We start from the raw sequence: 23807 nt of genomic DNA on the forward strand, positions 1-23807 counted from the left end.
GGTAACGGTGGCACCTCGCACCGGTTGAGTTCGAGGGCGATACGCTGTGCCGTCGCTGTCGAACCAGGTTCGGGGATCCGCCGTCCAAGACACCATGACGGCAGACGCGCTGCGCCCGGGGGACCCGGAGAGGCTGGGCCCCTACCGGCTGGCGAGCAGGCTCGGCTCGGGCGGTCAGGGCGTCGTCTACGAGGGCTACGACGAGGCGGCCAGCCGCGTGGCGGTCAAGGTCCTGCACGCCTACCTGTCCGGCGACTCTCCCCTGCGCCGCCGCTTCACCCGGGAGGTCACCGCGGCGCGGCAGGTGGCGTCGTTCTGCACGGCACGCATCCTGGATCACGACCTCGACGGCGAGCGCCCCTACATCGTCACCGAGTTCGTCCCCGGCCCGAGCCTGCGTACGGCGGTGCGGGAGGAGGCTCCCCTCTCGGGAGACCGGCTGCACCGGCTGGCGCTGGGCGTGGCCACCGCGCTGGCCGCCATCCACCAGGCGGACGTGGTGCACCGTGACCTGAAGCCGGAGAACGTCCTGCTGGGCCCCGACGGGCCACGAGTGATCGACTTCGGCATCGCCCGGGCGGCGGGCCTGTCGCTGACCTCGCTGGGGGAGCTGGCCGGCACGCCCACGTACATGGCGCCGGAGCTGTTCTCGGGAGGACGCGCCGAGCCGGCGGCGGACGTGTTCGCCTGGGGCGCGGTGGTCCTGTTCGCCGCGACGGGACGCGACGCGTTCACCGCCCCGACGACGTTCGCGGTCGTCAACCGCCTGCTCAACCACGACCCCGACGTCGACGTCCTGCCGGAAGGGCTGCGCGAACTCGTCCGGGCCGGGCTGTCGAAGGACCCGTCCGCGCGTCCGTCCGCGCGGCGCCTGCTGCTGGCGCTGCTCAGTGGTGGCAGTGGTGGCAGTGGTGGCAGTGGTGGCAGTGGTGGCAGTGATGGCAGCGGTGGCGGGCGCGTGACGCTGGCCGAGGGCGCCCGGGCCGCCGCCGACGTACGGCCCCCGGGCGCGGGGCCGGTCGGCGAGCCGGCGTTGGGCGCGGTGGCCGAGCGGTGCTACGCCGGGCTGACGCCGTCCGAGCGTCAGGCGGCGCGGGATCTGCTGCTGCGGCTGGTGGACGTCCGCGACCACGACGAAACGCCGCGCAGCGCCGCCCTGGACGAGCTGATCGAGGTACGGCACGCCGAGCCGGTGCTCGCCGCGTTCGAGCAGGCCGAGGTGGTACGCCGGCAGGGGGACACGGTCGCGCTGCGCAACGCCGCTCTGCTGTACGCCTGGCCAAGGCTGCGCGAATGGGTGACCGGCGACCGCGACGCGCTCGGCCGCCACCGCGAGCTGGGCGAAGCAGCCCGGCGGTGGGCGCGGAACGGCCGCCGCCCGGAGGACCTCCTCCACGGCACCGCCCTGCGTCAGGCGCTGGAGTGGACCGCCGCCACGCACCTGACCCTCAACACCACGGAGCGGACGTTCGTCGAGGCGAGCAGGTCCGGGTCGGTGCGGCGGACGAGGCGGCGCCGCCTGACCACCACGGGCCTCGCGGTCCTGCTGGTCACCTCGCTCACGGCCGGCGCCTTCGCCTGGCAGCAGTCGGTCAGGAGCGACGAGACCGGCGGCCGCCTGGCCGACGAGCGGGCGCGGGCCACGGCCCGGCGGGTGGCGCTGCAGGCGGACGCGCTGCGCGAGGCCGACCCGGTGAAGGCGATGCTGCTCAGCGTGGCCGCCTACCGCATCGCGCCGGTCCCCGAGGCCGGATCGGCGGTGCTGAGCTCACTCGCCCAGCGGGAGCGGTCGGTCTTCACGGATCCTGCCCCGGCAAACGAGGGACGCACGCTGAGCCCCGACGGGCGGACGCTGGTCAGCGCCGGCGCCGGCCGGGTCACGGCCTACGACGTGGCGACCGGACGGCCGGTCAGGACCTTCGCCGGGATCGGCGAGGCGCCCGCCACCGCCGCGCTGGGCCCGGACGGCGACACACTGGCGCTCGCGCGGGGCAAGACGATGGAGCTGTGGAGCCTCCGGACCGGCAGGCGGCTCGGCGGGGGCCGGTGGGGGCCGAAGGAGATGATCGGCGACGCCGGCCGTCCGGACAGCGTGGAGTTCAGCCCGGGCGGGGGCTACATAGTCGTCCGGGACAACATCGGCGGGCCGTACACCGCGCTGTGGAACGTGGCGCGGCGGGCGCCGGAAAAGCCGGAGAAGCGGTACGGATACCTTGGCGGCGCGCTGCTCGGACCGGGCGACGGATTCGGCGTCGTCGACGGAGCGCTGCGGACGTTCCCCGGCGGGGGAACGCCGGTGGGCAAGCGACTTCCGCCCGGCCGGGCGGGGGCCGTGCTCGCCTTCAGCCCCGACGGCGCGCTGGTCGCCGTGCAGGGCACCGGGACGAGGCTCTGGAACCTGTCCACCGGCAGGTGGGACCGGCGCGTCCTCCCCGGGCTCTCCACCGACGCCGTCTTCAGCCCGGACGGCCGCTTCCTGATCACGTACGACGACTCCGCGGGCGGACACCTCACGCTGTGGCGGCTTGAGGACGCGGCCCCGATCCTCCGGCTCACCGTCGCCTCCGAGATCGTCGGATCCCCGCGGCTCGACTCCGGAAACCGCACGCTGAGCATCCTGGACGACGCCGGACGGGTGACCGCCTACGACGTCGGCCGGCTGACCGGTCCCCGGCGCGTCCTGCCCCCCGACGCCCGGCAGGCGCGGTTCACCGCATCGGGAGACGCGTTGTTCGCCCTGACCGGCGACACCGTACGGCGATGGTCGGTGCCCGGCTTCCGCCAGACCGGACGTATCGGGGCCGGCACGAAGGGACTGATCATGCGGGTCGGTCCCGACGGGCGCACCGTGGTCACTCTGCACCCCGACGGCCTGGCCGGTCCCACGATCTGGGACGCGGTGTCCGGGCGCAGGGTGGGCGAGGTGCCCCTGACCCACGAGCACGACAGGTCGGACATGCGGATCAGCCCCGACGGCCGCTTGCTCGCCGTCAGCCACGCCCTGCCCAACGACTACTACGGCCAGGGCGCCGTCGTCATCGTCGACCTCGCGCGACGCGAGCAGGTCATGCGGTTCGGCGACGTCGCGGGAGGCGCCCTGTCCTTCAGCTCCGACAGCAGATACCTCGTGACCGCCGACCAGGGCGGCGCCGACGTCATCGACCTCGTCGCCCGTAAGGTGCTCGACCCGGCCGAAGGCCCCGGCACGCTCGCCAGGAGGTGGATGACGTTCGCGCCGAGGGGCCCGCTGGCCGCCTCGCCGTACGGGAGCAGGGCGGTCGCCCTGTGGGACACCCGCTCCTGGCGTACGACGGGTCAGGTGTTCAGGGTGCCGGGAGACGTGCTGGGGGTCACGTTCTCTCCCGACGGGCGCATCCTGGCCGTCGCGCACGACACCAGGGTGACGATGTTCGACACGGTCGCGGGCCGCCGGCTCGGCGGTAGTTGGACGGTGACGACCGGCGGGTTCGATTCGAGCGTGATGGACGGGCCCGTGCCCGCGCTCGCCTTCACGGCCGACGGCACACTCCTTCGCGTGGTGGGACGCGACCGCGCGTCCCAGGATCTGCCCGCCGACCCCGCGAAGGCCGTCCCCGCCGTGTGCGAACGAGCGGGACGCCCGCTCACCCAGCGGGAATGGCGCGAACACGTCGGAGCGGAGCTCGACTACCGGCAGGTCTGCACTCCCTGACACGTGGCCCCACCGGACAGAGCCGGCCCGTCGCAGATCATGTCTCCCGTGGCCCACTCCACCCGCTGGGGCAGGGTTGACCCTGACACCGTGTGAGGTCGTAGACCGGAGGCGTCATGTTCAGTATCGGAGATTTCGCCCGCCTCGGCCGGGTGTCCGTGCGTATGCTGCGGCACTACGACGCGCTCGGACTGCTCCTGCCCGCGAGGGTCGACCACGCCACCGGCTACCGCTACTACGAGGCGGGGCAGCTGTCCCGGCTCAACCGCCTGATCGCACTCAAGGACCTCGGCCTGACACTCGAACAGGTGGGGCGGATCCTTGAGCAGAAGGTCGGCCCGGAGGAACTGCACGGCATGCTGCGGTTGCGCCGGGCCGAACTGGCGGCGCGGCTGGCCGACGAGAGCATGCGGCTGGCCAGGGTCGAGGCGAGGCTCCGATTGATCGAAACGGAGGGTCTCATGTCCATGGACGTCGTCGTCAAGAGTGTTCCCGCGGTCCGTCTCGCCGAGCTGAGCGGCATCGCGGAGAGCTACGAGTCCGAGAAGATCAGCCCCGTGATCCAGCCGCTGTACGACGAGCTGTGCCGGCGGATCTGCGAGGCGGGCCTGGCCGTCACCGGCCCCACGGTCGCCTACTACGAGCAGGTCCCCGAGGGGGTGCGGGTGCACGCGGGAGCCCCGGTGAACGCGGAGCCGGGCGGCGCCTACGACTTCGACGTCGTGGACCTGCCCGCGATCGAGCAGGCGGCCACCGTCATCCACCACGGCACCATGGACCAGGCGGATCTCACGACCCAGCGGCTCGCCCAGTGGATCGAGGAGAACGGCTACCGTAGTTCCGGCTTCGCCCGGGAGGTGTACCTCACGTACGGGCACGGCGATCCGGCCACCTGGGTGACGGAACTGCAGGAGCCGATCTCCAGGGATGCGTAGCGGATTGTGAGCCGCGCCCTCGGGCGTCGCTCACCGCCGGAGCCGCGTCGTGCTCCCGCTTCCGGAGGGCTGCGATGTCTTCGGCGACCCCTTCCCTCGGATCTATCCGGGAAGGCATTGAATTACTTTCGATCGAGGGTGGTATCCACTCCGCATTCCTCGGCGCCCTCTTTTTCTTGCACGGGATTTTGGCGGCGCGCCCCCGGAAAGACACACCGGTGTTTATCGATCGCGGGCCCGGGGACGGTTGTCCGCGAAACACCCCTTTTAGGGGTGTCGCCCAGTTCCGGGAGGCTGACATGAACGGATTCTTGCCGTACCGCGATTCGACTCCGGCTACCCGTGTCGGCGGCGTACGCGGCTGGCAGGCGGACATTCTCCGCGGTGAGTGATAGCCGAGACGAGTCACAGCTGAGCGATTCAGCGAGTCGAGGTGCTGCGGTGCGCAGAGGCCGCAGTGCCTCGATCGACGGCAGGCGGGTCGGCGCATTCCGGGGGGCGTTTCATGGCGCGCTTGTGCTATCCCGCCGCATTTCGCGGCGACATCGTGGAGGATCTGTTCGGAATTCCGGTCTCCGATCCCTACCGATGGCTGGAGAACGGCGACGACCCGCGCGTACGGGAATGGGCAGAGGCCCAGGACCGTCTCTTCCGGACCTGCCGCGCCGGATGGCGTGAGAGGCGGTCGTGGGCGGCTCTGGTGGACCAGGTGTCGTCCTACGGCGTCTCGGAGCCTCCGCTGGCGCGCGGTCCGTTCCTGTTCCTGACCGAGTGGCCCCGCGGGGACGAGCAGCGACGCCTTCTCGTCGTCGACGCCGAGGGGAACAGGCGGGTGCTGGTCGATCCCGTGCGGATCGACCCGTCCGGACAGACCGGGCTGCACGCCTGGTGGCCGTCGCGCGAGGGCGAACGCGTGGCCGTCCAGATGGAGGTCGCCGAACAGCCCGGCAGTGACATCGTGGTGCTGGACGCGCGTACCGGCGAGACGGTGGACGGCCCGTTGCCGCGCGCCCGCAACACCTCGCTCGCGTGGCTGCCGGGAGGGGACGCGTTCTACTACGTCAGCCGGGTGCCCGACGAGGACCTCGCCCCGGGCGACACGCGCCTGCATCGGCGGGTGCGTCTCCACCGGATCGGCACCCCCGACCGGCGGGACGCGGTGGTGTTCGGCGGCGAGGACGCCCCCGACCACTACTACGGCCTCACGATCAGCGCCGACGGCCGTTTCATGGCGATCACCGCGACGGCCGGGCCCGCCCCGCGGAACGACGTGTACGTGGCCGACCTCACCGATCCGGAGGCTCCGCGCTTCGTCAGGTTCGCAGACGGTGCCGCCCTGGGCGCCCGCGTCCTCCCACGCTTCCTCCCGGACGGCGATCTCCTGCTGGTGACCGACCACCAGGCCCCGTGCGGCCGCGTCTGCGTCGCCCGCCGGCCCGGCACCGGCCCGCACGCGCGGCACGACACCGATCCGGCCGCGTGGCGCGACCTGGTGGCCGAAGACCCCGAGGCGCCCCTGGACGAGTGCGTGGTGCTGGACGACCCGGGGCTCGCGCGGCCCCTGCTGCTGGTGGCTCGCGCCCGGCACGGCACGTCCACCCTGACGCTGCACGACCTCGGCACCGGCCGGCCGCTCACCGACCTGCCCCTGCCCGGCGCGGGCGTCGTGTCGTCCCTGCGTACGGCCCTTCCGCACGGGCGCCGGGCGTGGTTCGGCTACTGCGACGCGACCACGCCTCCCGCCGTCTACCGCTACGACGGCGTCACGGGGACGGTCGAACACGAGGCGGGCGCGACGGCGGGCCACACCCCGGAGATCCGCAGCCGCGTCGTCCGCTACCGGGCCGGTGACGGCACCGAGATCCCGCTGTTCCTCTTCACCCCGGCGGGGCGGCTGGAAGGCCCCCGCCCCACCCTCCTGTACGGCTACGGCAGCTTCGGCATGCCGATGCGCCCCTGGTTCTTCCCGGCCGCGGCGGCATGGGTCGCCGCCGGAGGGATCTACGCCGTCGCCTGCGTACGCGGAGGCGGCGAGGAAGGGCAGCGGTGGCACGACGCCGGTCGCGGGCCGCACAAGCACCGCGCGATCGGCGACTTCAACGACGCCGCGGCCTGGCTGACCGGCACCGGCGTGACGACCCGCGACCGGCTGGCGAGCTACGGCCAGTCCGCGGGCGGGCTGCTGGTCACCGCCGCGGCCGTCCGGCGGCCGGACCTGTACGCCGCGGTCGTCGCCGAGGGCCCGCTGTGCGACATGGCGCGGTACGAACGCTTCGGCCTGGGACGCACGTGGACCGAGGAGTTCGGCACCGCCACCGACCCGGAGCAGCTTCGATGGCTGCTGGAATACTCCCCCTATCACCACGTCACGCCCGGAACCTCCTATCCCGCGTTCCTGCTCACCGGCGCGGTGACCGATCTGCAGACCGGAGAGGCCCACGTCACCAAGATGTGCGCGGCTCTCCAGCACGCCACCGGCGGCGACCGGCCGATCCTGATGCGCCGGGACCCCGGCACCGCCCACGCCGCCTCTCCCGCGAGCAAGGAACGCGCCCTGACCGCGGACATCCTCGCCTTCGCCGCGGAACACACCGGTCTCTCACCCGATCGCCACGGCGGAACGAACCGGAGCGGCGACCGGCGGTCGGTGCTGGTGAACCCACCGGAGGGGACGTACGTTTCTGGGGCATGAGATTGCGAACGATCCTGCTCGTGGCGGTGTTGTCGCTGGCAGCGGCGTGTGGAGAGGCGACGTCGGCCACAACGGCGGCCCCCGCCGGCGACGGGCCGGCCACGCCGGTCGCCCTGTGGGGCGCCGAAGGCGGGTTCGTGACCCCGACCGTGAACGTGCTGCGTCCGCCCCGGGTGGTGCTGTACGGCGACGGCCTGGTGGTCGCGGACGCGAGCAGGCAACTGAGGCTCACCGACGCCGAGACCGTCGGGACGGTCGCGGCGATGGAGAGGTATCTGACCGGGCAGCCGCCGACGGTCCGGCCGAGCCCGGGCGCGCCGTCGGTGGCGGACGTGCCGGCCACCGTCCTCGCCGTACGGGGGAAGGACGGGAAGATGCGGGAGGTCCGGGCCGAGGCCCTGGAACAGGTCGCGGAGTTCTACCCCAGGGAGCTCATGGACGCGAAGAAGCTGATGGAGGGCCTGGCGGCCCGCGCCGGCACGGAGGGCACCGCCTACACCGCCCCGCGCGTGCGGATGGTCGCCGAAGGGGTCGATTCGGCGGAGGGCAAGCCGGCACGGTGGCCCGCGAAGGTCCCCGAGCCCGACGGCCCGGCCGACCCGGTCTGGCGGAAGGACCTGGACGGCGAGGCGGCGAGCGCGCTCGCCAAGGCCGTCCCCGCCGGTCAGGACCACGGCCGGCCGATCTTCAAGACCGCTTCGGGGAAGGTGTTCGTGCTCTCCTGGCGATATCTGCTGCCCGACGAGTGACCCGCCGCCCGGCGGCCGGAACGGTCAGAGCAGTGACGGCGAGCCCGCCGAGGACGACGAGGACGAGCAGCGCGGCCCAGGGGACGGCCCAGGCGTTCGTGGTGCTCTCGACGGCGGCGAGCGGGGCGACCGAGCCCGACGCGTCGGCGAGCAGCGGGACGAGGGTGACCGTCCCCGTCAGCCTCAGCGCGGGAGCCACTCCGCGCACCGGCACCGAGACCTTCCAGGTCTCGCCCGGCAGCAGCGGGGGCGAGTCGGCGATCCGCCCCGCGCGGACACCGAAACGCCCGAAGGGGCCGGAGGTGGACACCTCCTGCCGCGCGGTGAGGATGGCGTTGCCGGTGTTGCGGATCGTGTACGTGACGGTGGCGTCGCCCTTCGCGAACGGATCGGGCGTGCCGGAGTAGCCGACGTGCAGACCGTCCACCGACAGGCTCGGCCTGAGCTCCCCGCCCACCCGGAGGCGGATCCGGATGCCGAGACGCCGCCCGTCCGCCTCGCCGGACCGGGGTGGGCCGGTCACGACGCCGCCCATGTACTCGCCGGGTGCGGCGTCGTCCGGCAGGGCGACCGTGAACGGCACCTCGGCCGACTCTCCGGGCGGGACCGTCACGTCGGGCCGGGCGGGGTGGACCCACGCGCCCACCCCGGCGGGCGTCGCGTCCTCGCCGGCGAGGTCGAGCCCGCCCTGTCCGGTGGTGAACGCGTCCGCGGCGTACACGGCGAGGTGGAGCGGCGTCGTGCCGTGGTTGACGACCACGAGACCGTCCTCGATCCGCCCTCCGGGGTCGAGGGTGTAGGCGTAGTTGCGCCGGTCGGACCCGAAGTCGTTGGAAGCCGTCCGCACCGTCCAGGAGACCTCGCCGTCCGCCGCCGCGGCGGGTCCCGCCCCCGCTGCGAGGAGACCGATCGCGGCGAGCAGCGCCACGATGACGGCCCGGGCGAGGGCGGCGCGGGCGAGGGTGTCGGCCGCCGTGGTCGTACGCGGTCCGGGGGAGTACATGCGAATGGTCCTCGGGTGGGTCGGGAGCGGAGGGAGGGAGGACGTGCGGTGGGGCGGGCGCCGGACGGCGCCCGCCCCACCGGGCCGAGCGGGCCGGATCAGCTCGTCGTGACCGGCCGCGCGTCACCGCCGGTCGGCTACTGCAGCCAGCCGGACTCGGCCGCCGCCGGCGCGTCCTCCGTGGCCTTGCCCTCGTTCGTGTGGATCACGACCTTGTCGACGGTGGAGCCGACCGGCTGAGCGGCGGTGGCGCCGCTGTCCGGGCCGCACCAGGACTCCTGGCCCAGCTCCACCGCGGCGTTGGGGGCGGCGCAGGTGCCGCTGCGGATGTTCTCGACGACGAGCTTGTTCCCGCGCACCTGGACCCGCACGTAGGTGCGGACGTGCTCCTGGTTCTCGACCGAGTTGGCCCAGTGGCTCTTGGGGTTCAGCGGGTCGGGACCGTAGTTCGGGTCCTTGGTGGTGTCCGGAGCGGTGAGGTCGTAGTACTTCGAACCCGACGCCGAGTTGGCCGTCACGTAGATGACGCCGCCGGGGCCCTTGGAGACCTGGGCGGCGCCGGGCTGCTCGTCCTTGTTCGCCTTCTGCCCGTTCTTGATCACGTAGCTGCGGGAGTAGCTGTGGTCGTGACCCTGCAGGACCAGGTCGACGCCGAGCTTCGAGAAGGCCGTCGGGAAGTCCTGGCGGCGCACCTTGTTATCGCCGTCGTTCGCGTGGCTGGCCGGCGAGTAGATCGCGTGGTGGTAGACGAGCACCGTGTGCTTGACGCCGGCGCCGTGCTTGTCGACGACATCGGTGATGTAGGCGATGTGCGCGGCGTCGGAGCCGCTGGCGTACGCGTTGCTGTTGATGTCGATGAACAGGATGTTCTTGTACTTGAACCAGTAGTCGCCGCCCGACCGGGTCGTCGCGCTGCCGTTGTAGTACGGCGCGGACCGGTCGGTGTTCGGCGTCCAGAAGTGCTGCTCGTACGCCTTGCCGCCGACGTCGTGGTTGCCGATGGTGGCGGCCCAGGGGTACCGGCGCAGCTTGTCGGACGCGAGGAACGCGTTCCACTGCGTCTCGGTGTTGGCGGTCTCGACCTGGTCGCCGCCGGAGACCAGCAGTTCGGCCTTCGGGTTGGCGGCGAGGGCGACGTCCAGGGTGTCCGCCCAGCCGGCGCCGTCCTTCGCCACGTTGCCGGACGAGCCGATCTGCGGGTCGCCGAAGAACAGGAAGTCGAGGTTGTTGCCGTTGAAGTCCTGCGTCGTGAAGGAGTACGCCGGGGACCAGCCTCCCTCGGCGCCGACCCGGTAGGAGTACTCCGTGTTCTGCTTCAGGCTGTCGATCGTGGCGTGCGCGTTGTAGCCGCCGTTGACGCTGTTCGCGGAGACGGTGGCGGAGAAGGTCACGGCGTTCGCGGGGAACTGGCCCTCGACGAGCTTGGACGTCGGCGCGACCTGCACCACCTGCGGGGTGCCGGTCGAGGAGTACCACGACACGACGCGCTGCGTCTCGTCGGCGCCGACGCCGAGGACGACGCCGGTGAGCGTCGCGCTGTCGGCGTGGGCGCCGGTCGTCAGGCCGCCGAACACGGCGGTGGCGCTGAGAGCCGCCGCGCCGGCGCTGACGGCGACCCGCCGCAGCACCTGGCCGGGGCCCTTGGTCCCGTTGTCGAACTTCATTACTTTCCATCCATTTATGGGGAATTGGAGCGATTTGCACGCTTTCGGGGTTTGGTGTCGCGAAAGTGAACATCGGGCGGGCGGGCCGTTGCGCCTGCCGGAAGTTGTGATGCGATCTCGGATTCCGGCTCAGACTCCGAGCACGCGTTGCACGAACCACACCAGGCCCATCACGGACACCCCCGCCGCGATCGCCCCGGTCGTCCACAGCCCCGCGACCGGCCGGCGGTGCCGCAGCAGGGCGAGCAGCGGGAAGACGGCGACGATGATCGCCAGCTGGACGACCTCGATGCCCACGTTGAAGACGAGCAGCGACCACAGGAGCGTCCACGACCAGGCCTGGTCGATCCCCAGCGCCGCGGCGAAGCCCAGCCCGTGCACGAGGCCGAAGCAGAAGACCACCGCGAGCCGCGCCAGGCCCGCGCGGTCCAGGCCGAGGCGACCGTGCCCCGCGGTTTCAAGATCCGTGGCGTGCGATCGGCGCCGCCGGACGCGCCACAGGTGCCACCCGGCGACGACCGCGATCGACAGGGCGATGACGGGCTCGACGAACGACGCGGGCGCCCGTACGAGGCCGAGGGCCGCGAGGACGAAGGTCACCGAGTGGGCCAGCGTGAAGGTCGTCGCCGCGAGCACGATCTCGCGCAGGCGGCGCGATCCCGCGATGAGCGCCAGCAGGAAGAGGATGTGGTCGACTCCGCCGAGCAGGTGCTCGGCTCCGAGCCGGAAGAACTGCCAGAACCGCTCGGCCCAGGACTGTTCCGTGGAGAACGACCGATGCCGGGAGTCGAGAGCCGTGCTTCCGGACCTCAGGTCGAGGTCGTAGGTGACGATCGTCTTGCTGTCGCGCACGTAGCCCTCGGAGCCCGGGAACAGCCCGCTGCGCACCTCGTGCGCTCCGGCGGACTCCAGGCACCGGTAGTCGAGGACCAGCCGCGCGTACGGGACGCCCTCGCGTCGCCCGATGGTGAAGCCGCCGTCCCGGGCCGGGACGCACGCCGTGCCCCCGGCCGTGACGCCGAAGCGCTCGGTCACGTACGCGACGACCGAGCCGGCGTGCCCGTCGAGCGCGGCGGCCTGCTCGGCGGCGTCACCGCCCTCGAACGCGGCGGTGCCCTCCCTGAAGAGCGGGTCGTCCTTCCCGGAGTCGGCGGCGGAGACGACGAGCAGGTCGTACTCCAGCTGGAGCTCGGCGCGGACATGCCCGGTCCGGGGCGAGGCGAGGTGGACGTAGGCCGTCGAGGTGAACCCGTGGGCGAGAGCGGGGACGGATCCGAGCACAGCGGGCAGGACACTGGACAGGACGGCCACGGCTACGGCGGCGATGCCGGAACAGACGCGACGCCGCGCGGCGGTGGACATATTACTCCTTTTCGGGCTTGGCGTACGAAATCTGGCCGATCCGGATGAACGACCGATATCTCGTGAATGAATCGATGGCGAACCAATCCCGGTGAAGGACGCTTGAGGTCGGAAAGGACGCAGGCGATGAGATAGGAAGTAGGCGCACTTCCCGCGCCTCCGAAGGACGATCCCCATGCGCTCTCGGCTTCTGCCTGCCGGCACACTGGCCGCGGCGGTCGCGACCGCCCTGCTGGCCGGTGGATGCGGCTCCGGTGACGACTGGTCCCGGCCGCACGCGGAGGCCACCGCCGTCGGCACCCCGGGCCCGGGGTTCCTCCCCGCCTCCTCGCCCGCGCCGGAGGCGACGATCACGCCCCGGCCCGGCTCGTGGAACGGGGTCCGGCCGTCGGAGGGCTACCGCGTGGTGCTGCTCACCGCGGGAGCGGACCGCCGGACCCGCACGCTGGTGAACGCCGTAACGGAGTGGGCCGAGGAGGAGCGGGTCAGCCTGAGGACCATCACGGCCACGAAGCCGGCCGACTTCGTCCCGAGCATCAGCAGGGCGATCGAGCTGAAGCCCGACCTCGTCGTCAGCGCCGGAGACAGCCTCGTCGATCCCCTGGCCCTCGTCACGCCCAACCACCTCGACCAGCAGTTCCTGGTGGTGGGCGCCGAGCTGGCCGAGCCCACGGCGAACGTCACCGCCGCCGACTGGGCCGGTGCGTCGTTCCGCGGCGAGGGACTCGGCATGTCCTCGACGTACGACTCGGCCAGCTTCACTCCCGAGCGCGCGGGGCGTGCCGTCCGGGCCGGTGTCGCCGCCGTGCTCACCGGCCTCACCGGCAACGTGATCTGGCTGGACTAGGCGGCGGAGGAGCTGACGGAGGAGCCGGCGGCCGTGACGAGGTGGGCGTAGACGATGACGTTGTCGCGGTAGTGCCCGGTGGCGGAGTCGAAGGTTCCGCCGCAGGTGATGAGGCGCAGGCCGGGGAACCGCACCATCCCGTAGACCTTGCGGGTGGGGAAGCGGTCCTTCGGCACCTTCTCCAGGGAGTCCACCTCGAAGGTCACCCGGCTGCCGTCCTTCCTGGAGATCTTCACCGTGTCGCCCGGGCGCAGCTCCCCCAGGCGGAAGAAGACCCCGGGCCCCTTCGCCGAGTCGACGTGACCGGCGATGACGGCGGGACCACGCGCGCCCGGCGACGGGCCGAGGCGGTACCAGCCCGCCTCGCCGACCCTGGAGAGAGGCGGGACCTCCAGCGTGCCGTCCGGGTTCTTGCCCAGCGTCATCAGCGTGGTGCGCACGCCGATCTCCGGGATCTCCAGCAGCACCGGCGGTGACGCGGGCAGCGCGCGTGCCGTGGCCTTCGGGTGCGCCGGCGGGGTGGAGACGGAGGCGGGAGGGGCGGGCGGAGCCGCCGGGCGGCCGCCGGTGCGGCCGGTGACGACCACGACGGCGGTGACGGCGGCGAGGGCCGCGGTCAGGCCGACGAGGACGGCGGCGGGCCTGCCCAATTGATCACCGCTTCTGATCGAAAGCTACCGCCACATCATATGTCGCTTTTACGTAATCCAGTCCCGTGAGTCACTCGTGTACTCTCATGGGAGTAGTAAACGGTTATGTGGCGGCTTGCAAAGATCTGGACGGTTTTTTAGTGGTTCAGTCAGAAACTCTGCGCAGGCCGCCGCAGCCGGATCACGTTCCCGCGATCTTCGATCGCGAGCGGGCCGGTCCGGGCCGCCACCGGGCCGCCAAGGGCGCGGACGGCAGGCGGGACCTCCCGGAGGTCGACCACGCGCGCATGCGCGTCACCGTGCTGGTCCCGGCCCACGACGAAGAGGACCAGATCGCGGAGACGATCACCTCGCTGCACGCCCAGCGGCGCAGGCCCAACCGGATCATCGTGATCGCGGACAACTGCACGGACCGGACCGCGGACATCGCGCGGGCGCACGGCGCCGAGGTCATCAGGACGGTCGGCAACCGCCACAAGAAGGCGGGCGCGCTCAACCAGGTGCTCGAAGTGCTGCTTCCTCTGATGGGGTCGCGGGACGCCGTGCTGGTCATGGACGCGGACTCGGCGCTCGATCCCGGTTTCGTCCACCACGCCGTGCTCCGGCTCGCCACCGGCAGGCTGGCCGCGGTGGGCGGCACCTTCACCGGCAAGCCGGGCGGCGGGCTGGTGGGCATGTTCCAGCGCAACGAGTACGCGCGCTACGCCCGGGACGTGCGGAGGCTGCACGGAAAGGCGCTGGTGCTCACCGGGACGGCGACGCTCTTCCGCGCGCTCGCCCTCAAGGAGGTCGTCAGGGCCCGCCGCGCCGGACGCCTCCCCGGTCGCGACCAGGTGTACGACGTGCGCGTCCTCACCGAGGACAACGAGCTCACCCTGGCGCTGCTGCACCTGCGGTTCCGCATCCTCTGTCCCGCCGAGTGCACGCTCACCACCGAGGTCATGGAGACCTGGAAGGACCTGTTCAAACAGCGCCTTCGATGGAAGCGGGGCGCGCTGGAGAACCTCACCGACTACGGCTGGACGCGGGTCACGCTGCCCTACTGGGGCCGCCAGCTCCTGTCGCTGGTCGGAATCGTCGTGATCTTCGCGTACCTCGGCGCCACGGCCTGGTCGATCGCCGTCACGGGCAGGCTCGACTTCCATCCGCTCTGGGTGGCGGTGACGGGCGTCTTCATGATCGAGCGGATCGTCACCGTCCGGAGCAGAGGCGGCGGGCAGATGGCCGTCGCCGGCCTGCTGTTCGTCGAGATGATCTTCGATGTGTTTCTGCAGATCGCACAGGCGAAAGCCTTCTGGGACGCCGCGTGGCGTCGGGAAAGGAAATGGTGAACATGTACAACAATCCACCCATCGGGGGCGTGGCGGCGGGCTTCGGCGGTGCGGCACTGACCGCCCCGTTCATGGGCTGGAACGCGCTCTGGATCGCCCTGGGCCTGTTCACGCTGGTGTCGGCCGCGGTGGCGGTCAAGCGGATCATCCCCAAGCGCGAGGCCTGACCCCGGTCAGGCGCTACGCCTGGAGCTTGCGGCGCAGGTCGGCGGCGTGGGGGTGGCCGAGATCGCGGAAGATCTCGTACGCCTCCCGCCAGTGCTCGCGGGCCGTCTCCGGGTCGCCGACGGCCTCGCTCGCGTCACCGAGGTGTCCGAGCAGCTGGGCCCGCAGGGCCTGGTGGTCCGTCGGGCCGGCCAGCAGCAGGCCGCGGCGGAAGAGCGGGACCGCGCTCATCGGGTCGCCGAGCCGCTGGTGGAGCAGGCCCAGCGTGTCGAGGGTGACCAGCTCGTTCGGCCGGTCACCGGCCCGTCGCTGCAGCTCCAGCGCCTGCAGGTGGTAGGGCAGGGCCTCCTGGAGGGAGCCGAGCTCCGACAGGTACCAGCCCACGGCGAGGGCGGCCTTGCCCGCCCAGTAGGGGTCGTCGATCTCGGTGAAGAGCGACAACGACCGCCCGGCCTGGTCGAGCGCGTGCTCGCCGTCGCCCTGCAGCCAGTAGACGTAGGACAGCACGAAGCGGTTCTCGGCCTCGCCCGCCCGGTCTCCGGCGGCGAGGCTCAGCCGGAGCGCCTCCCGCATGTGGGCGTGCGCCTCCTCGAACCGGTCGAGCCTGCCGTGCACGGCGCTCAGGAAGCGGTGCGCGTGCGCCGCCGCCGGCCGGTCGGTCATGGCGGTGGCCGCGCGCAGCGCCACCGCCCACGCCGCCCCCTCGTCGTGCCAGCGCCGCTCGTCGTTCAGGAACGTGTCCAGCGCCCAGCTCAGCTGCCAGGCATGCCGGTGCATCCCCTCATCCTCGGCCTGCCGCAGCGTGGTCAGCAGCACGGCGTACTCAGCCTTCAGCCACCGCACGGCGGCCGCGAGGTCGAGCACCGGCTTCGGCTCGGCGCCGTCCACGGGCGCGCCGAGGGCCATCGGAATGGGCGCGCGCACCGGGTTCAGCACGAGTTCGGCGTGGTACGCGGTGTGCGTGTAATGGTCGAGCAGCCGGGTCAGCGCCTCCTGCCGCGCGGCCTCGGACTCCTCGGCCCGGACGCGTTCGGCGGCGTACGCGTGCAGCAGGTCGTGCATCCGGTAGCGGCCGGGCGCGTGCTCCACGACCATGCTGGCGTCGGTCAGCTCGGCCAGCGTGCGCCGGACCTCGGGCAGCGCCCGGCCGGCCAGCGCGGCGGCGGACGCGAGCGCGATGTCGGCGCCCGCGACGAGCCCGAGCAGCCGGAACAGCCGTGCGGCGTCCCGGCTGAGCGCGTCGTAGGACCAGGAGAAGACGACGTCGATCTCCAGCGCCGCGATCCGTCCATGGGGATTGCGCAGCTCCGTGGCGATCGCATCGGGCGGGAACCCGGTCAGCTGCGCCCGCGCGCCGACCAGGGCCAGCGCCAGCGGGAGCCGTCCGCACGCGGCCGCGATCGCGGCCACCGCGTCGCCACGCCGGGTCCGTGTCGTGCCCGGGCCGAGGCGGCGGCCGAGCAGTTCGACCGCCTCCGGCAGGTCCGGGACGTCGAGCGTCAGCGCCGTGGCGCCGGTCTCCGCCACCAGGGCGGTGAGCCGCCGGCGGCTGGTGACGATCGTACGGGCGGCGGGTCCGGCCGGCAGCAGGGGCAGGACCTGCTCGGTGTCTCGGGCGTTGTCGAGCACGACGAGCAGGGCGCGCCCGGCCGTGTGGCTGCGGTAGAGCGCCACCTGTGCCGTGAGGCCGGGCGGAACGCGGTCGAGCGGCACCCCGAGCGCGTCGAGGAACCCGCGGACCACCTCCGCCGGCTCCATGGCGTCGTGGCGGGAGAAGCCGCGCAGGTCCACGTACAGCCGGCCGTCCGGGAAGCGCGGCGCGGCCAGATGGGACCAGTGCACGGCGAGGGAGGTCTTGCCCACCCCGGCGGGACCGGAGACGGCGACCACCGCGGACGCGGCCGCGTCCAGCGCGCGCAGCGCCTCGGCCCGGCCGGTGAAGCCGTCGACGTCGGCGGGCAGCTGCTCCGGCGCCGGAGGCCGCCCGGCGTCCCCCTGTGCGGCGTGCTGGAAGGCGGCCCGGTCGTCCGGGGACAGGTTCAGCGCGCCGGCGAGCATCCGGACGGTGCCGGCGCGGGGCACCGGCACCCGGCCCGACTCGATCTCCCGGATCTGCCGCTCGCTGACGCCGGACAGCGCGGCCAGCTCCTCCTGCGTGAGCATGGCCCGGATCCGCAGGTCACGCAGCATGTCGCCGAACATCGATTCCCTTCCGTCGGCCCACGGTATTCGATCACGTTCGCGCGGACGGCAGCCTAACCGCCGGTCAACCGCCGGTCGAGCGCCTGCCCCCCGTACCGCCGCCGCTGGTTGGCTGGAGGGGCCTCACCGGTCCTGACAGGGCGCGGAGACGCACCGGGTCGGCGCTCGCGACGGGGGCAGCGCTGACAGCCACCGGGGTCTGGAGCCGCCGGGGGCTCCGGAGGCGCCGGGGAGGGCGGGAGGAGCACGCCGGGGGCCTCGCCGATCGCGACGGCCGAAATCACGGGGGTGATGGTGTTCGAGTTCGACGTTCTCGGGCCGCTGCGGGTGAGCCGTGACGGAGTTCCCGTGCGGCTGGGCGCGGCCATGCTGCGCCGCCTGCTCGCGACCCTGCTGTGCACGCCGGGCAGGCCGGTGGCGGTGCCGGCGCTGGTCGAGGCGCTCTGGGACGATGATCCGCCGCGCAGCGCCCACAAGACGCTGCAGATCTATGTGCTGCGGCTCCGGCAGGCGATGGGCGATCGCGACCGCGTCGTCCACGGCCCCGGTGGTTACGCCGCCGCCGTCTCGGAGTCCGAACTCGACGCGCTGCGGTTCCGGGAGCTGACGGCGGCCGGACGGGCCGCCAGGAGGAACGGGGACCCGGCGAAGGCGGGCGCGTTGTTCCGGCGGGCGCTCGGCCTGTGGCGGGGCCCCGCCTTCGCCGACGCCGGAGACGGGGCGCTCGTGGCGGACGAGGCGCGGCGGCTGGAGGAGGAGCGGCTGCTGACCTGCGAGGAACTGGCCGTGGCCGACCTGGCGTGCGGCCGCCACGCGGAACTGGTCACCGGCCTGACCGAGATGGCCGCGCTGCATCCGTACCGGGAACGGCTGCACGCCTGCCTCATGCTGGCCCTCTGCCACGCCGGGCGGCAGGCCGAGGCGTTACGGGTCTACCAGCGGGTGCGCACCATGCTCGGAGAGGAACTCGGCGTGGAACCCGGCCACACGCTGCGGCGGGTGCACGAGGCGGTCCTGCGGGGCGACACCGGCGATGACGGCCGCGATCGCCGTAGTCATCACTGCGGGGATCACGACGGGGCGCCCGGCTCGGTCGCCGCACTGCTCCTCGGGCCCGAGGAGGAGCCGTACGGGGAGAGCGCGGGGTTCCCGTACGCCCGCCGCACAGACACGGCGGACCAGGCCGGCGCGGATGACGACGGGCCCGTGGTGGCCGCGCCGTGCCAGCTGCCCCCGGACATCGGGGACTTCACCGGACGTCACGAGCTGGCCGATTCGCTGCGGGTGTGTCTCACCGGTGCTCAGGACCCGCCCGTGACACCGGTCGTGGCGCTGTACGGCAGGGCGGGCGCCGGCAAGACGACGCTGGCCGTCCACGTCGCCCACAGCCTGGGGGAGGTGTTCGCCCACGGCCGGCTCTACGTCGACCTGCACGGGACCCGTCCGCGGCCGGCCGACCCGGCCGATGCGCTGGCGCGTCTCCTGACCGCCCTCGGCGTGGCCGCGCGGGCGTTGCCGGACGGGGTGGAGGAGCGCGGGCGGCTGTTCCGCGCCGTCCTGGCCGACCGCCGCGTACTGGTGGTGCTGGACGACGCCGCGAGCGAGGAGCAGGTCAGGCCGCTCCTGCCGGGCGGCCCGGGCTGCGCCGTGCTGGTGACCAGCAGGCGCAGGCCGGCCGGGCTGAGCGCCCGCGCCGTACGCGTCGACGCGCTCGGCCCGGCGTCCGCGGCGGCGCTGCTCGGGCGGATCGCCGGACCGGAGCGGGTCGCGGCCCGGCCCGCGGTCGTGGCCGAGATCGTCCGCCTCTGCGGCCACCTGCCCCTGGCGGTGCGGATCGCCGGGGAACGGCTCGCGCAGCGCGAGCACTGGACTCCCGAACACCTGGCCGACCGCCTGCGGGATGAGCGGCGGCGCCTGGACGAACTCGTCGCGGGCGACCTCTCGGTGCGCGCGAGACTCGACGCCGACTACCGCGTGCTCGGCGTGCCCGCCAGGCGGGCGCTGCGGATGCTCGGCCTGCTCGACGTCCCCGAGTTCGCCGCGTGGGTGCTCGCGGCGGCCCTCGACGTCCCGGTGCGCGAGGCCGAGGCGTACGCCGACCTGCTCGTCGACGCCCAGTTGCTGAGCTGCGCGGCCGACGACGCCGGCGGCCGGTTCCGCTACCGCTTCCACGACTTCGTGCGGGCCTACGCCCGGGAACGCGCCGAACTTGAGGAGACCGGCGGCGAACGGGAGGAGGTGGTCGCCCGTGTCCTCGGCGCGTTGCTCGCCGTGGCCGAGGCGGCGGAACGCGGCCTGCCGGAACATGTGGCCTCCGCCGTCCCGGGCGGCCCGATCAGCGGGACAGGCTGCGGATGACCACACCGAGCACCTCGTCGGTCCGCAGGTAACCCCAGCGCCGGGAGTCCATGCTGGCGGGGCCGTCGCCGAGGACCACCAGTCGTCCGGCCGGGACCAGGTCTCCCGGCGCGGCACGCACACCGGCCATCACCTGGTCGGGCACCCTGTCACCCGGCACCGCGGCGATCCGCTTGATCAGCCACGACGTCCCGCCCAGCCGCGCCACCTCCGTCGCCGCCCCGCCGTACGGCGAGCGCCCGCCGTGCGGGCCGGCGTTCGTGCCGCCGGGGAAAGGGGAGCCCGACCCGCCGGGCGTGCCTGGGTCCGTGCTGTCGGGCGTGCCCGGGATCGTGCCTGGGTCCGTGCCGCCGGGCGTGCCCGGGATCGTGCCTGGGTCCGTGCTGTCGGGCGTGCCCGGGGTCGTGCCTTCGGGCGTGCCTGGGCCTGTGCCGTCGCGGGAGCCGTGCCGGAAGACCACGACCTGGCCGCGCCGCAGGGCCGTGCGCCCGCCGCGCCGTACGAGCACCCGGTCTCCCGGCCGGTATGCCGGGACCATGCTCGTCCCGGACACCCGGACGACGACGAAGCGACGCCGGGCGAACAAGCCGGCCACGACCCCGGCGACCAGCAGCCCGGCGACCAGCAGCCCGGCGACCAGCGGCCCGGCGACCGCTGCCGAGGCCGGCAGCGGAGTAACGAGATGTCGCATGGCCACCCTCCGGACCCCGTCAGCCGGTCCCGGCCCCCCGGCCGGGCCGGATCCCGTACGGCCGGCCCCGCACACCCGCGGATCCGGCACGGCGCCGACTCTGCCCGGATCCGGTTGCGCGCCGGTTGCGCCGCGCCTGCGCGGCGCCTGCGCCCGGGCCCTGGCCGGCCGCGACCGCGGCGCAGGTCGCACCGCGCATCCTCACAGGGCGGGCGGCCTACCACGCCCGCGAACCCCCTCCGAAGGGAGCAACACACATGATGCGGACGCTGAACCGTCTGGGAGACCGGATGCTCGAGCGGCTCCTTCCCGCCGCCGAGGCCAAGGCGGACCGGTGTGTCGAGTACTGGCCGACGGGCGGCTGCAACCGCTACAAGGACTGCTACCCCAACCCCACCGGCTTCCTGTGCATCACGTACTTCCGCAGCAGCTGCAGCGGCGCCTGGCAGAACATCGGGTACTGCTGAGGCCGGCTGACAGGTTCGTGATCCACGCCGTCATGGTCTACGCCGTGCTGACCGTCCGGCTCGTGCTGGCGGGGGTCTTCCTGGTCTCCGTCCTCACGAAGCTGCGCACGCGGCGGGCTTTCGGCGAGTTCACCACGGCGGTACGGCGACTCGGCGGCCTTCCCACGCCCCTCGTCGCGCCGGCCGCCGTGGTCGTCGTCGCCGCCGAGGCCGGAACCGTCGTCCTGCTGGCGGCGCCCGGCCTCGACGGCGACGCCACCGCCGGCCTCGTCCTCGCGGGGGCCCTGCTCCTCGGCTTCGCCGTCATCCTGGCGAGAGCCCTGCGGCGGGGCGCGGCCGGACCCTGCCGATGCTTCGGCGGGTCGGACGAGCCGATCGGTCTCCGTGACGTGGCGCGCAACGGCGTGCTCGTCGCGTGCGCGGCCGCCGGGGTGGTCATGACCTCCGCCGGGGCGGGCGCGTCCGCGGGGACCGGCGCGGCCGTCTCGCCGGCCGCCGCCGCGCTGTGCCTGCTCGGGGCCTCGGTCGCCGTCGGCGCCGTCGTGCTCCTCGACGACCTGCTCGACCTCCTCCGCTGACCACCGAAGCCCTCTCCGCTGTCGAAGGGAACGCCCATGGCCGTCCTGGTCGCCGCCGTCATCGTGCTCGGCGGGCTCGTCCTGGTCAACCTCCTCCTGACCGCCGCCGTCATCAGGAAACTCCGGAAGATCACCAAGGAGCTCCCCGCCGGGAGGGCGCGGGACGGCTTCGGGCTCCCGGTGGGCGCCGAGGTCCCGGCCTTCTCCGCGCTCACGGTCGCGGACACGAAGGTCACCACCGACGACCTCGCGGGCGGGCGTACCCTCGTCGGCTTCTTCAGCACCGACTGCCGGCACTGCCTGCCCAACGCGCCCGGCTTCGCCGCCACCGCCCGCGACGCCGCGGCGGACGGCGTACGCAACCTGGCGGTGGTCGTCGCGGGGGAAGAGGAGCCCGCGGGCCTGCTCGACGCGCTCGGCGACGCCGTCACCGTCGTCGTGGAGAACGAAGGCGGCGCGCTGACGGACGCGTTCGCGGTCGCGGGGTTCCCGTCGTTCTTCCTGGTCGGCCCGGACGCGACCATCGCCGCCAGCGGCCACGAGCCGGAGTCGCTGCTCGCCGCGCCGTCCCTGACCTGACATGGCCGATGTGAGGGCGCGGCTCGGGCCGCTGCGACCCACCCTGGCGCTCGTCTGGCGGGCCGGGCCCGGGCTCGCCCTCACCCATCTCGCCATGGCGGTCCTGGGCGGCGCCTCTCCCGTCGCCATCACCTGGCTCACCAAGCTCCTGATCGACCGCCTGACCACCGGCACGGGCCCGGCGACGGCCCCGCTGGCCGCCGCGATGGCCGCACTCGGGGCGCTGACCGCGCTGCTTCCCCACCTGTCCGGGTACGTCCAGCAGGAACAGCGGCGCCGTATCGCCTGGCGCACCAGCGACGAACTGTTCACCGCCGTGTGCCGCATGCAGGGCCTGAGCAGGCTGGAGAACCCCGGGTTCCACGACCGGCTCCAGATGGCCCAGCAGTCCGCGCAGACCGCGCCGCAGCTCATCACCGAGTCGGCGCTCGGCGTGCTGCGCGGCGGTGTCACCATCGCCGGGCTCCTCGGCGCGCTCGCCACGCTCAGCACGCCGCTGGCCGCCGTCGTGGCCGCCGCAGCCGGACCCGAACTGGTGATGCAGTTGCGGCTCAGCCGCCGCCGCGCGCACCTGCGCTGGGAGGTGGCCCCCGCCGAGCGCCGCCGGATGTTCTACCAGGCGTTGCTGCTCGACCATCAGGCCGCCAAGGAGATCCGGCTGTTCGGGATCGGCGGTTTCCTGCGCGGACGCATGCTGACCGAGCTGGCCGCCCAGCAGCGGGCCGAACGCCGGGTGGACCTCGCGGCCGTCCGGTACAACGGAGCGCTCACCGCCCTCAGCACGGTCATCGCGGGCGCGGCGCTGATCGTCATGGTCTCCCGCATAGCGGCGGGGCAGGCCGGCATCGGCGACCTGGCCGTGCTCACCGCCGCCCTGGCGGGCACCCAGTCGTCCCTCTCCGGCATGGTGATCCAGCTGGCCCACCTGAACGAGGCGCTCGTCCTCGCCGGTCACTACACCCATGTCGTCACCATCGGGCCCGACCTGCCGGAGCCCGCCACCGGTGGCGGCGTCACGCCGCTGCGGCGCGGCATCGAGCTCCGCGACGTGTGGTTCCGGTACGACCCCGACCATCCGTACGTGCTCCGCGGCCTGAACCTGACCATCCCGCACGGCCGCAGCGTGGCCCTGGTCGGCCTGAACGGCGCGGGCAAGAGCACCGTCGTCAAGCTGCTGTGCCGCCTGTACGACCCCGAGCGCGGCAGCGTCCGCTGGGACGACGCCGACGTACGGGACCTGCGGATCGACGACCTGCGCCGCCGGATCGGGGCCGTGTTCCAGGACTACATGGCCTACGACCTCACCGCGGCGGAGAACGTCGCCGTCGGAGACGTCGGCTCCCTCGACCGGCCGGAACGCCTCCACGAGGCGGCCCGCCGGGCGGGCATCCACGACAGGCTCGCCGGCCTGCCCCGCGGCTACGACACCATCCTGTCCCGGTTCTTCGCCGCCGACCCGGACGAGGACCCCGGCCAGGGCGTGCTCCTGTCCGGCGGGCAGTGGCAGCGCGTCGCCCTCGCCCGCGCCCTCCTCCGCGCGGACACCGCCGACCTGCTCATCCTCGACGAGCCCAGCTCCGGGCTCGACCCCGACGCCGAGTACGCCGTCCACCGGCGGCTGCGCGACCTCCGCGCCGGCCGTACGAGCCTGCTCATCTCGCACCGCCTCAACACCGTGCGCGGCGCGGACCACATCGTCGTCCTCGCCGACGGCCGGGTGGCCGAGCAGGGCACCCACGACGAGCTGATGGCGCTCGGCGGCGAGTACGCCCGCCTGTTCACCCGCCAGGCGGCCGACTTCCAGCTCGCCCGGCCGCTCGGTTCACCGGCCGACACGTGACGA

General features: G+C 73.3%; 18 protein-coding genes. 12 read left to right on the forward strand and 6 right to left on the reverse strand.

The window, feature by feature from the left end; genetic code table 11:
* The first annotated feature begins 94 nt into the window (after positions 1–94).
* The 4 genes from HHX40_RS32855 to HHX40_RS32870 all read left to right on the forward strand — a co-directional run bounded on the left by HHX40_RS32855 (position 95) and on the right by HHX40_RS32870 (position 8067).
* Positions 95–3691: a WD40 repeat domain-containing serine/threonine protein kinase gene (locus HHX40_RS32855; RefSeq protein WP_182883694.1), complete on the forward strand. Its 3597-nt coding sequence runs from the start codon at positions 95–97 to the stop codon at positions 3689–3691.
* Between the two features lie 116 nt (positions 3692–3807).
* The gene (locus tag HHX40_RS32860) at positions 3808–4626 is read left to right on the forward strand and encodes a MerR family transcriptional regulator (RefSeq protein ID WP_182883695.1); all 819 of its coding nucleotides are present in this window, start codon (positions 3808–3810) and stop codon (positions 4624–4626) included.
* 547 nt (positions 4627–5173) lie between these two features.
* Entirely contained in the window at positions 5174–7318 is a 2145-nt protein-coding gene (locus HHX40_RS32865; protein WP_182883696.1) for a prolyl oligopeptidase family serine peptidase, read from the forward strand.
* Positions 7315–8067, forward strand: coding sequence for a hypothetical protein (locus tag HHX40_RS32870; protein WP_182883697.1), 753 nt, complete (start codon positions 7315–7317; stop codon positions 8065–8067). Before HHX40_RS32865 ends, HHX40_RS32870 begins: the two co-directional genes overlap by 4 nt.
* Here the strand turns inward: HHX40_RS32870 and HHX40_RS32875 are convergent.
* The 3 genes from HHX40_RS32875 to HHX40_RS32885 all read right to left on the reverse strand — a co-directional run bounded on the left by HHX40_RS32875 (position 8006) and on the right by HHX40_RS32885 (position 12096).
* Positions 8006–9070 carry a WxL protein peptidoglycan domain-containing protein gene (locus HHX40_RS32875; protein WP_182883698.1) on the reverse strand — a complete coding sequence of 355 codons (1065 nt, stop codon included), beginning with the start codon at positions 9068–9070 and terminating at the stop codon, positions 8006–8008. The genes HHX40_RS32870 and HHX40_RS32875 overlap by 62 nt on opposite strands.
* A 137-nt stretch (positions 9071–9207) precedes the next feature.
* Complete coding sequence (locus HHX40_RS32880) at positions 9208–10734, reverse strand: purple acid phosphatase family protein (RefSeq protein WP_182883699.1); 1527 nt, start codon at positions 10732–10734, stop codon at positions 9208–9210.
* Between the two features lie 129 nt (positions 10735–10863).
* Positions 10864–12096, reverse strand: a complete 1233-nt coding sequence (locus HHX40_RS32885; protein ID WP_182883700.1) for a HupE/UreJ family protein — start codon at positions 12094–12096, stop codon at positions 10864–10866.
* A gap of 175 nt (positions 12097–12271) precedes the next feature.
* Here HHX40_RS32885 and HHX40_RS32890 point away from each other — a divergent pair, with 175 nt between their 5' ends.
* A complete protein-coding gene (locus HHX40_RS32890) occupies positions 12272–12943 on the forward strand; it encodes a hypothetical protein (RefSeq protein WP_182883701.1) in 672 nt (223 codons plus the stop codon).
* Here the strand turns inward: HHX40_RS32890 and HHX40_RS32895 are convergent.
* The gene (locus HHX40_RS32895; protein WP_220499873.1) at positions 12940–13593 is read right to left on the reverse strand and encodes a class F sortase; all 654 of its coding nucleotides are present in this window, start codon (positions 13591–13593) and stop codon (positions 12940–12942) included. The two genes, HHX40_RS32890 and HHX40_RS32895, sit on opposite strands and share 4 nt — an antisense overlap.
* Before the next feature lie 140 nt (positions 13594–13733).
* Between HHX40_RS32895 and HHX40_RS32900 the strand changes: the two genes are divergently transcribed.
* Together HHX40_RS32900 and HHX40_RS32905 are read left to right on the forward strand one after the other, a co-directional pair.
* On the forward strand, positions 13734–14924 hold the full coding sequence (locus HHX40_RS32900; RefSeq protein ID WP_220499874.1) for a glycosyltransferase family 2 protein: 1191 nt from the start codon (positions 13734–13736) through the stop codon (positions 14922–14924).
* 2 nt (positions 14925–14926) lie between these two features.
* Positions 14927–15091 carry a hypothetical protein gene (locus HHX40_RS32905; protein WP_165900532.1) on the forward strand — a complete coding sequence of 55 codons (165 nt, stop codon included), beginning with the start codon at positions 14927–14929 and terminating at the stop codon, positions 15089–15091.
* A 13-nt stretch (positions 15092–15104) separates the two neighbouring features.
* On the opposite strand, the gene HHX40_RS32910 is transcribed toward HHX40_RS32905, so the two are convergent.
* Entirely contained in the window at positions 15105–17279 is a 2175-nt protein-coding gene (locus HHX40_RS32910) for an ATP-binding protein (RefSeq protein ID WP_220499875.1), read from the reverse strand.
* Between the two features lie 303 nt (positions 17280–17582).
* Between HHX40_RS32910 and HHX40_RS32915 the strand changes: the two genes are divergently transcribed.
* Positions 17583–19649 (forward strand): AfsR/SARP family transcriptional regulator, encoded by a 2067-nt coding sequence (locus HHX40_RS32915; RefSeq protein ID WP_182883704.1) that lies wholly within the window; start codon positions 17583–17585, stop codon positions 19647–19649.
* Here the strand turns inward: HHX40_RS32915 and HHX40_RS36085 are convergent.
* The gene (locus HHX40_RS36085) at positions 19627–20340 is read right to left on the reverse strand and encodes a S26 family signal peptidase (protein ID WP_220499876.1); all 714 of its coding nucleotides are present in this window, start codon (positions 20338–20340) and stop codon (positions 19627–19629) included. The genes HHX40_RS32915 and HHX40_RS36085 overlap by 23 nt on opposite strands.
* 257 nt (positions 20341–20597) lie before the next feature.
* On the opposite strand from HHX40_RS36085, the gene HHX40_RS32925 reads away from it, so the two are divergent.
* The 4 genes from HHX40_RS32925 to HHX40_RS32940 are packed head-to-tail and all read left to right on the forward strand — an operon-like array spanning position 20598 to position 23804.
* Positions 20598–20807, forward strand: a complete 210-nt coding sequence (locus HHX40_RS32925; RefSeq protein ID WP_111699192.1) for a hypothetical protein — start codon at positions 20598–20600, stop codon at positions 20805–20807.
* A 17-nt stretch (positions 20808–20824) separates the two neighbouring features.
* Positions 20825–21385, forward strand: coding sequence for a MauE/DoxX family redox-associated membrane protein (locus HHX40_RS32930; protein WP_182883705.1), 561 nt, complete (start codon positions 20825–20827; stop codon positions 21383–21385).
* Positions 21386–21421: 36 nt separating this feature from the next.
* Positions 21422–21964 carry a peroxiredoxin family protein gene (locus tag HHX40_RS32935; RefSeq protein WP_111699196.1) on the forward strand — a complete coding sequence of 181 codons (543 nt, stop codon included), beginning with the start codon at positions 21422–21424 and terminating at the stop codon, positions 21962–21964.
* Between the two features lies 1 nt (position 21965).
* The gene (locus HHX40_RS32940) at positions 21966–23804 is read left to right on the forward strand and encodes an ABC transporter ATP-binding protein (protein ID WP_182883706.1); all 1839 of its coding nucleotides are present in this window, start codon (positions 21966–21968) and stop codon (positions 23802–23804) included.
* Positions 23805–23807: the final 3 nt, after the last annotated feature.

Origin of the sequence: Microbispora sp. H10949, assembly GCF_014161435.1 — a bacterium.
Taxonomy (GTDB): domain Bacteria; phylum Actinomycetota; class Actinomycetes; order Streptosporangiales; family Streptosporangiaceae; genus Microbispora; species Microbispora triticiradicis.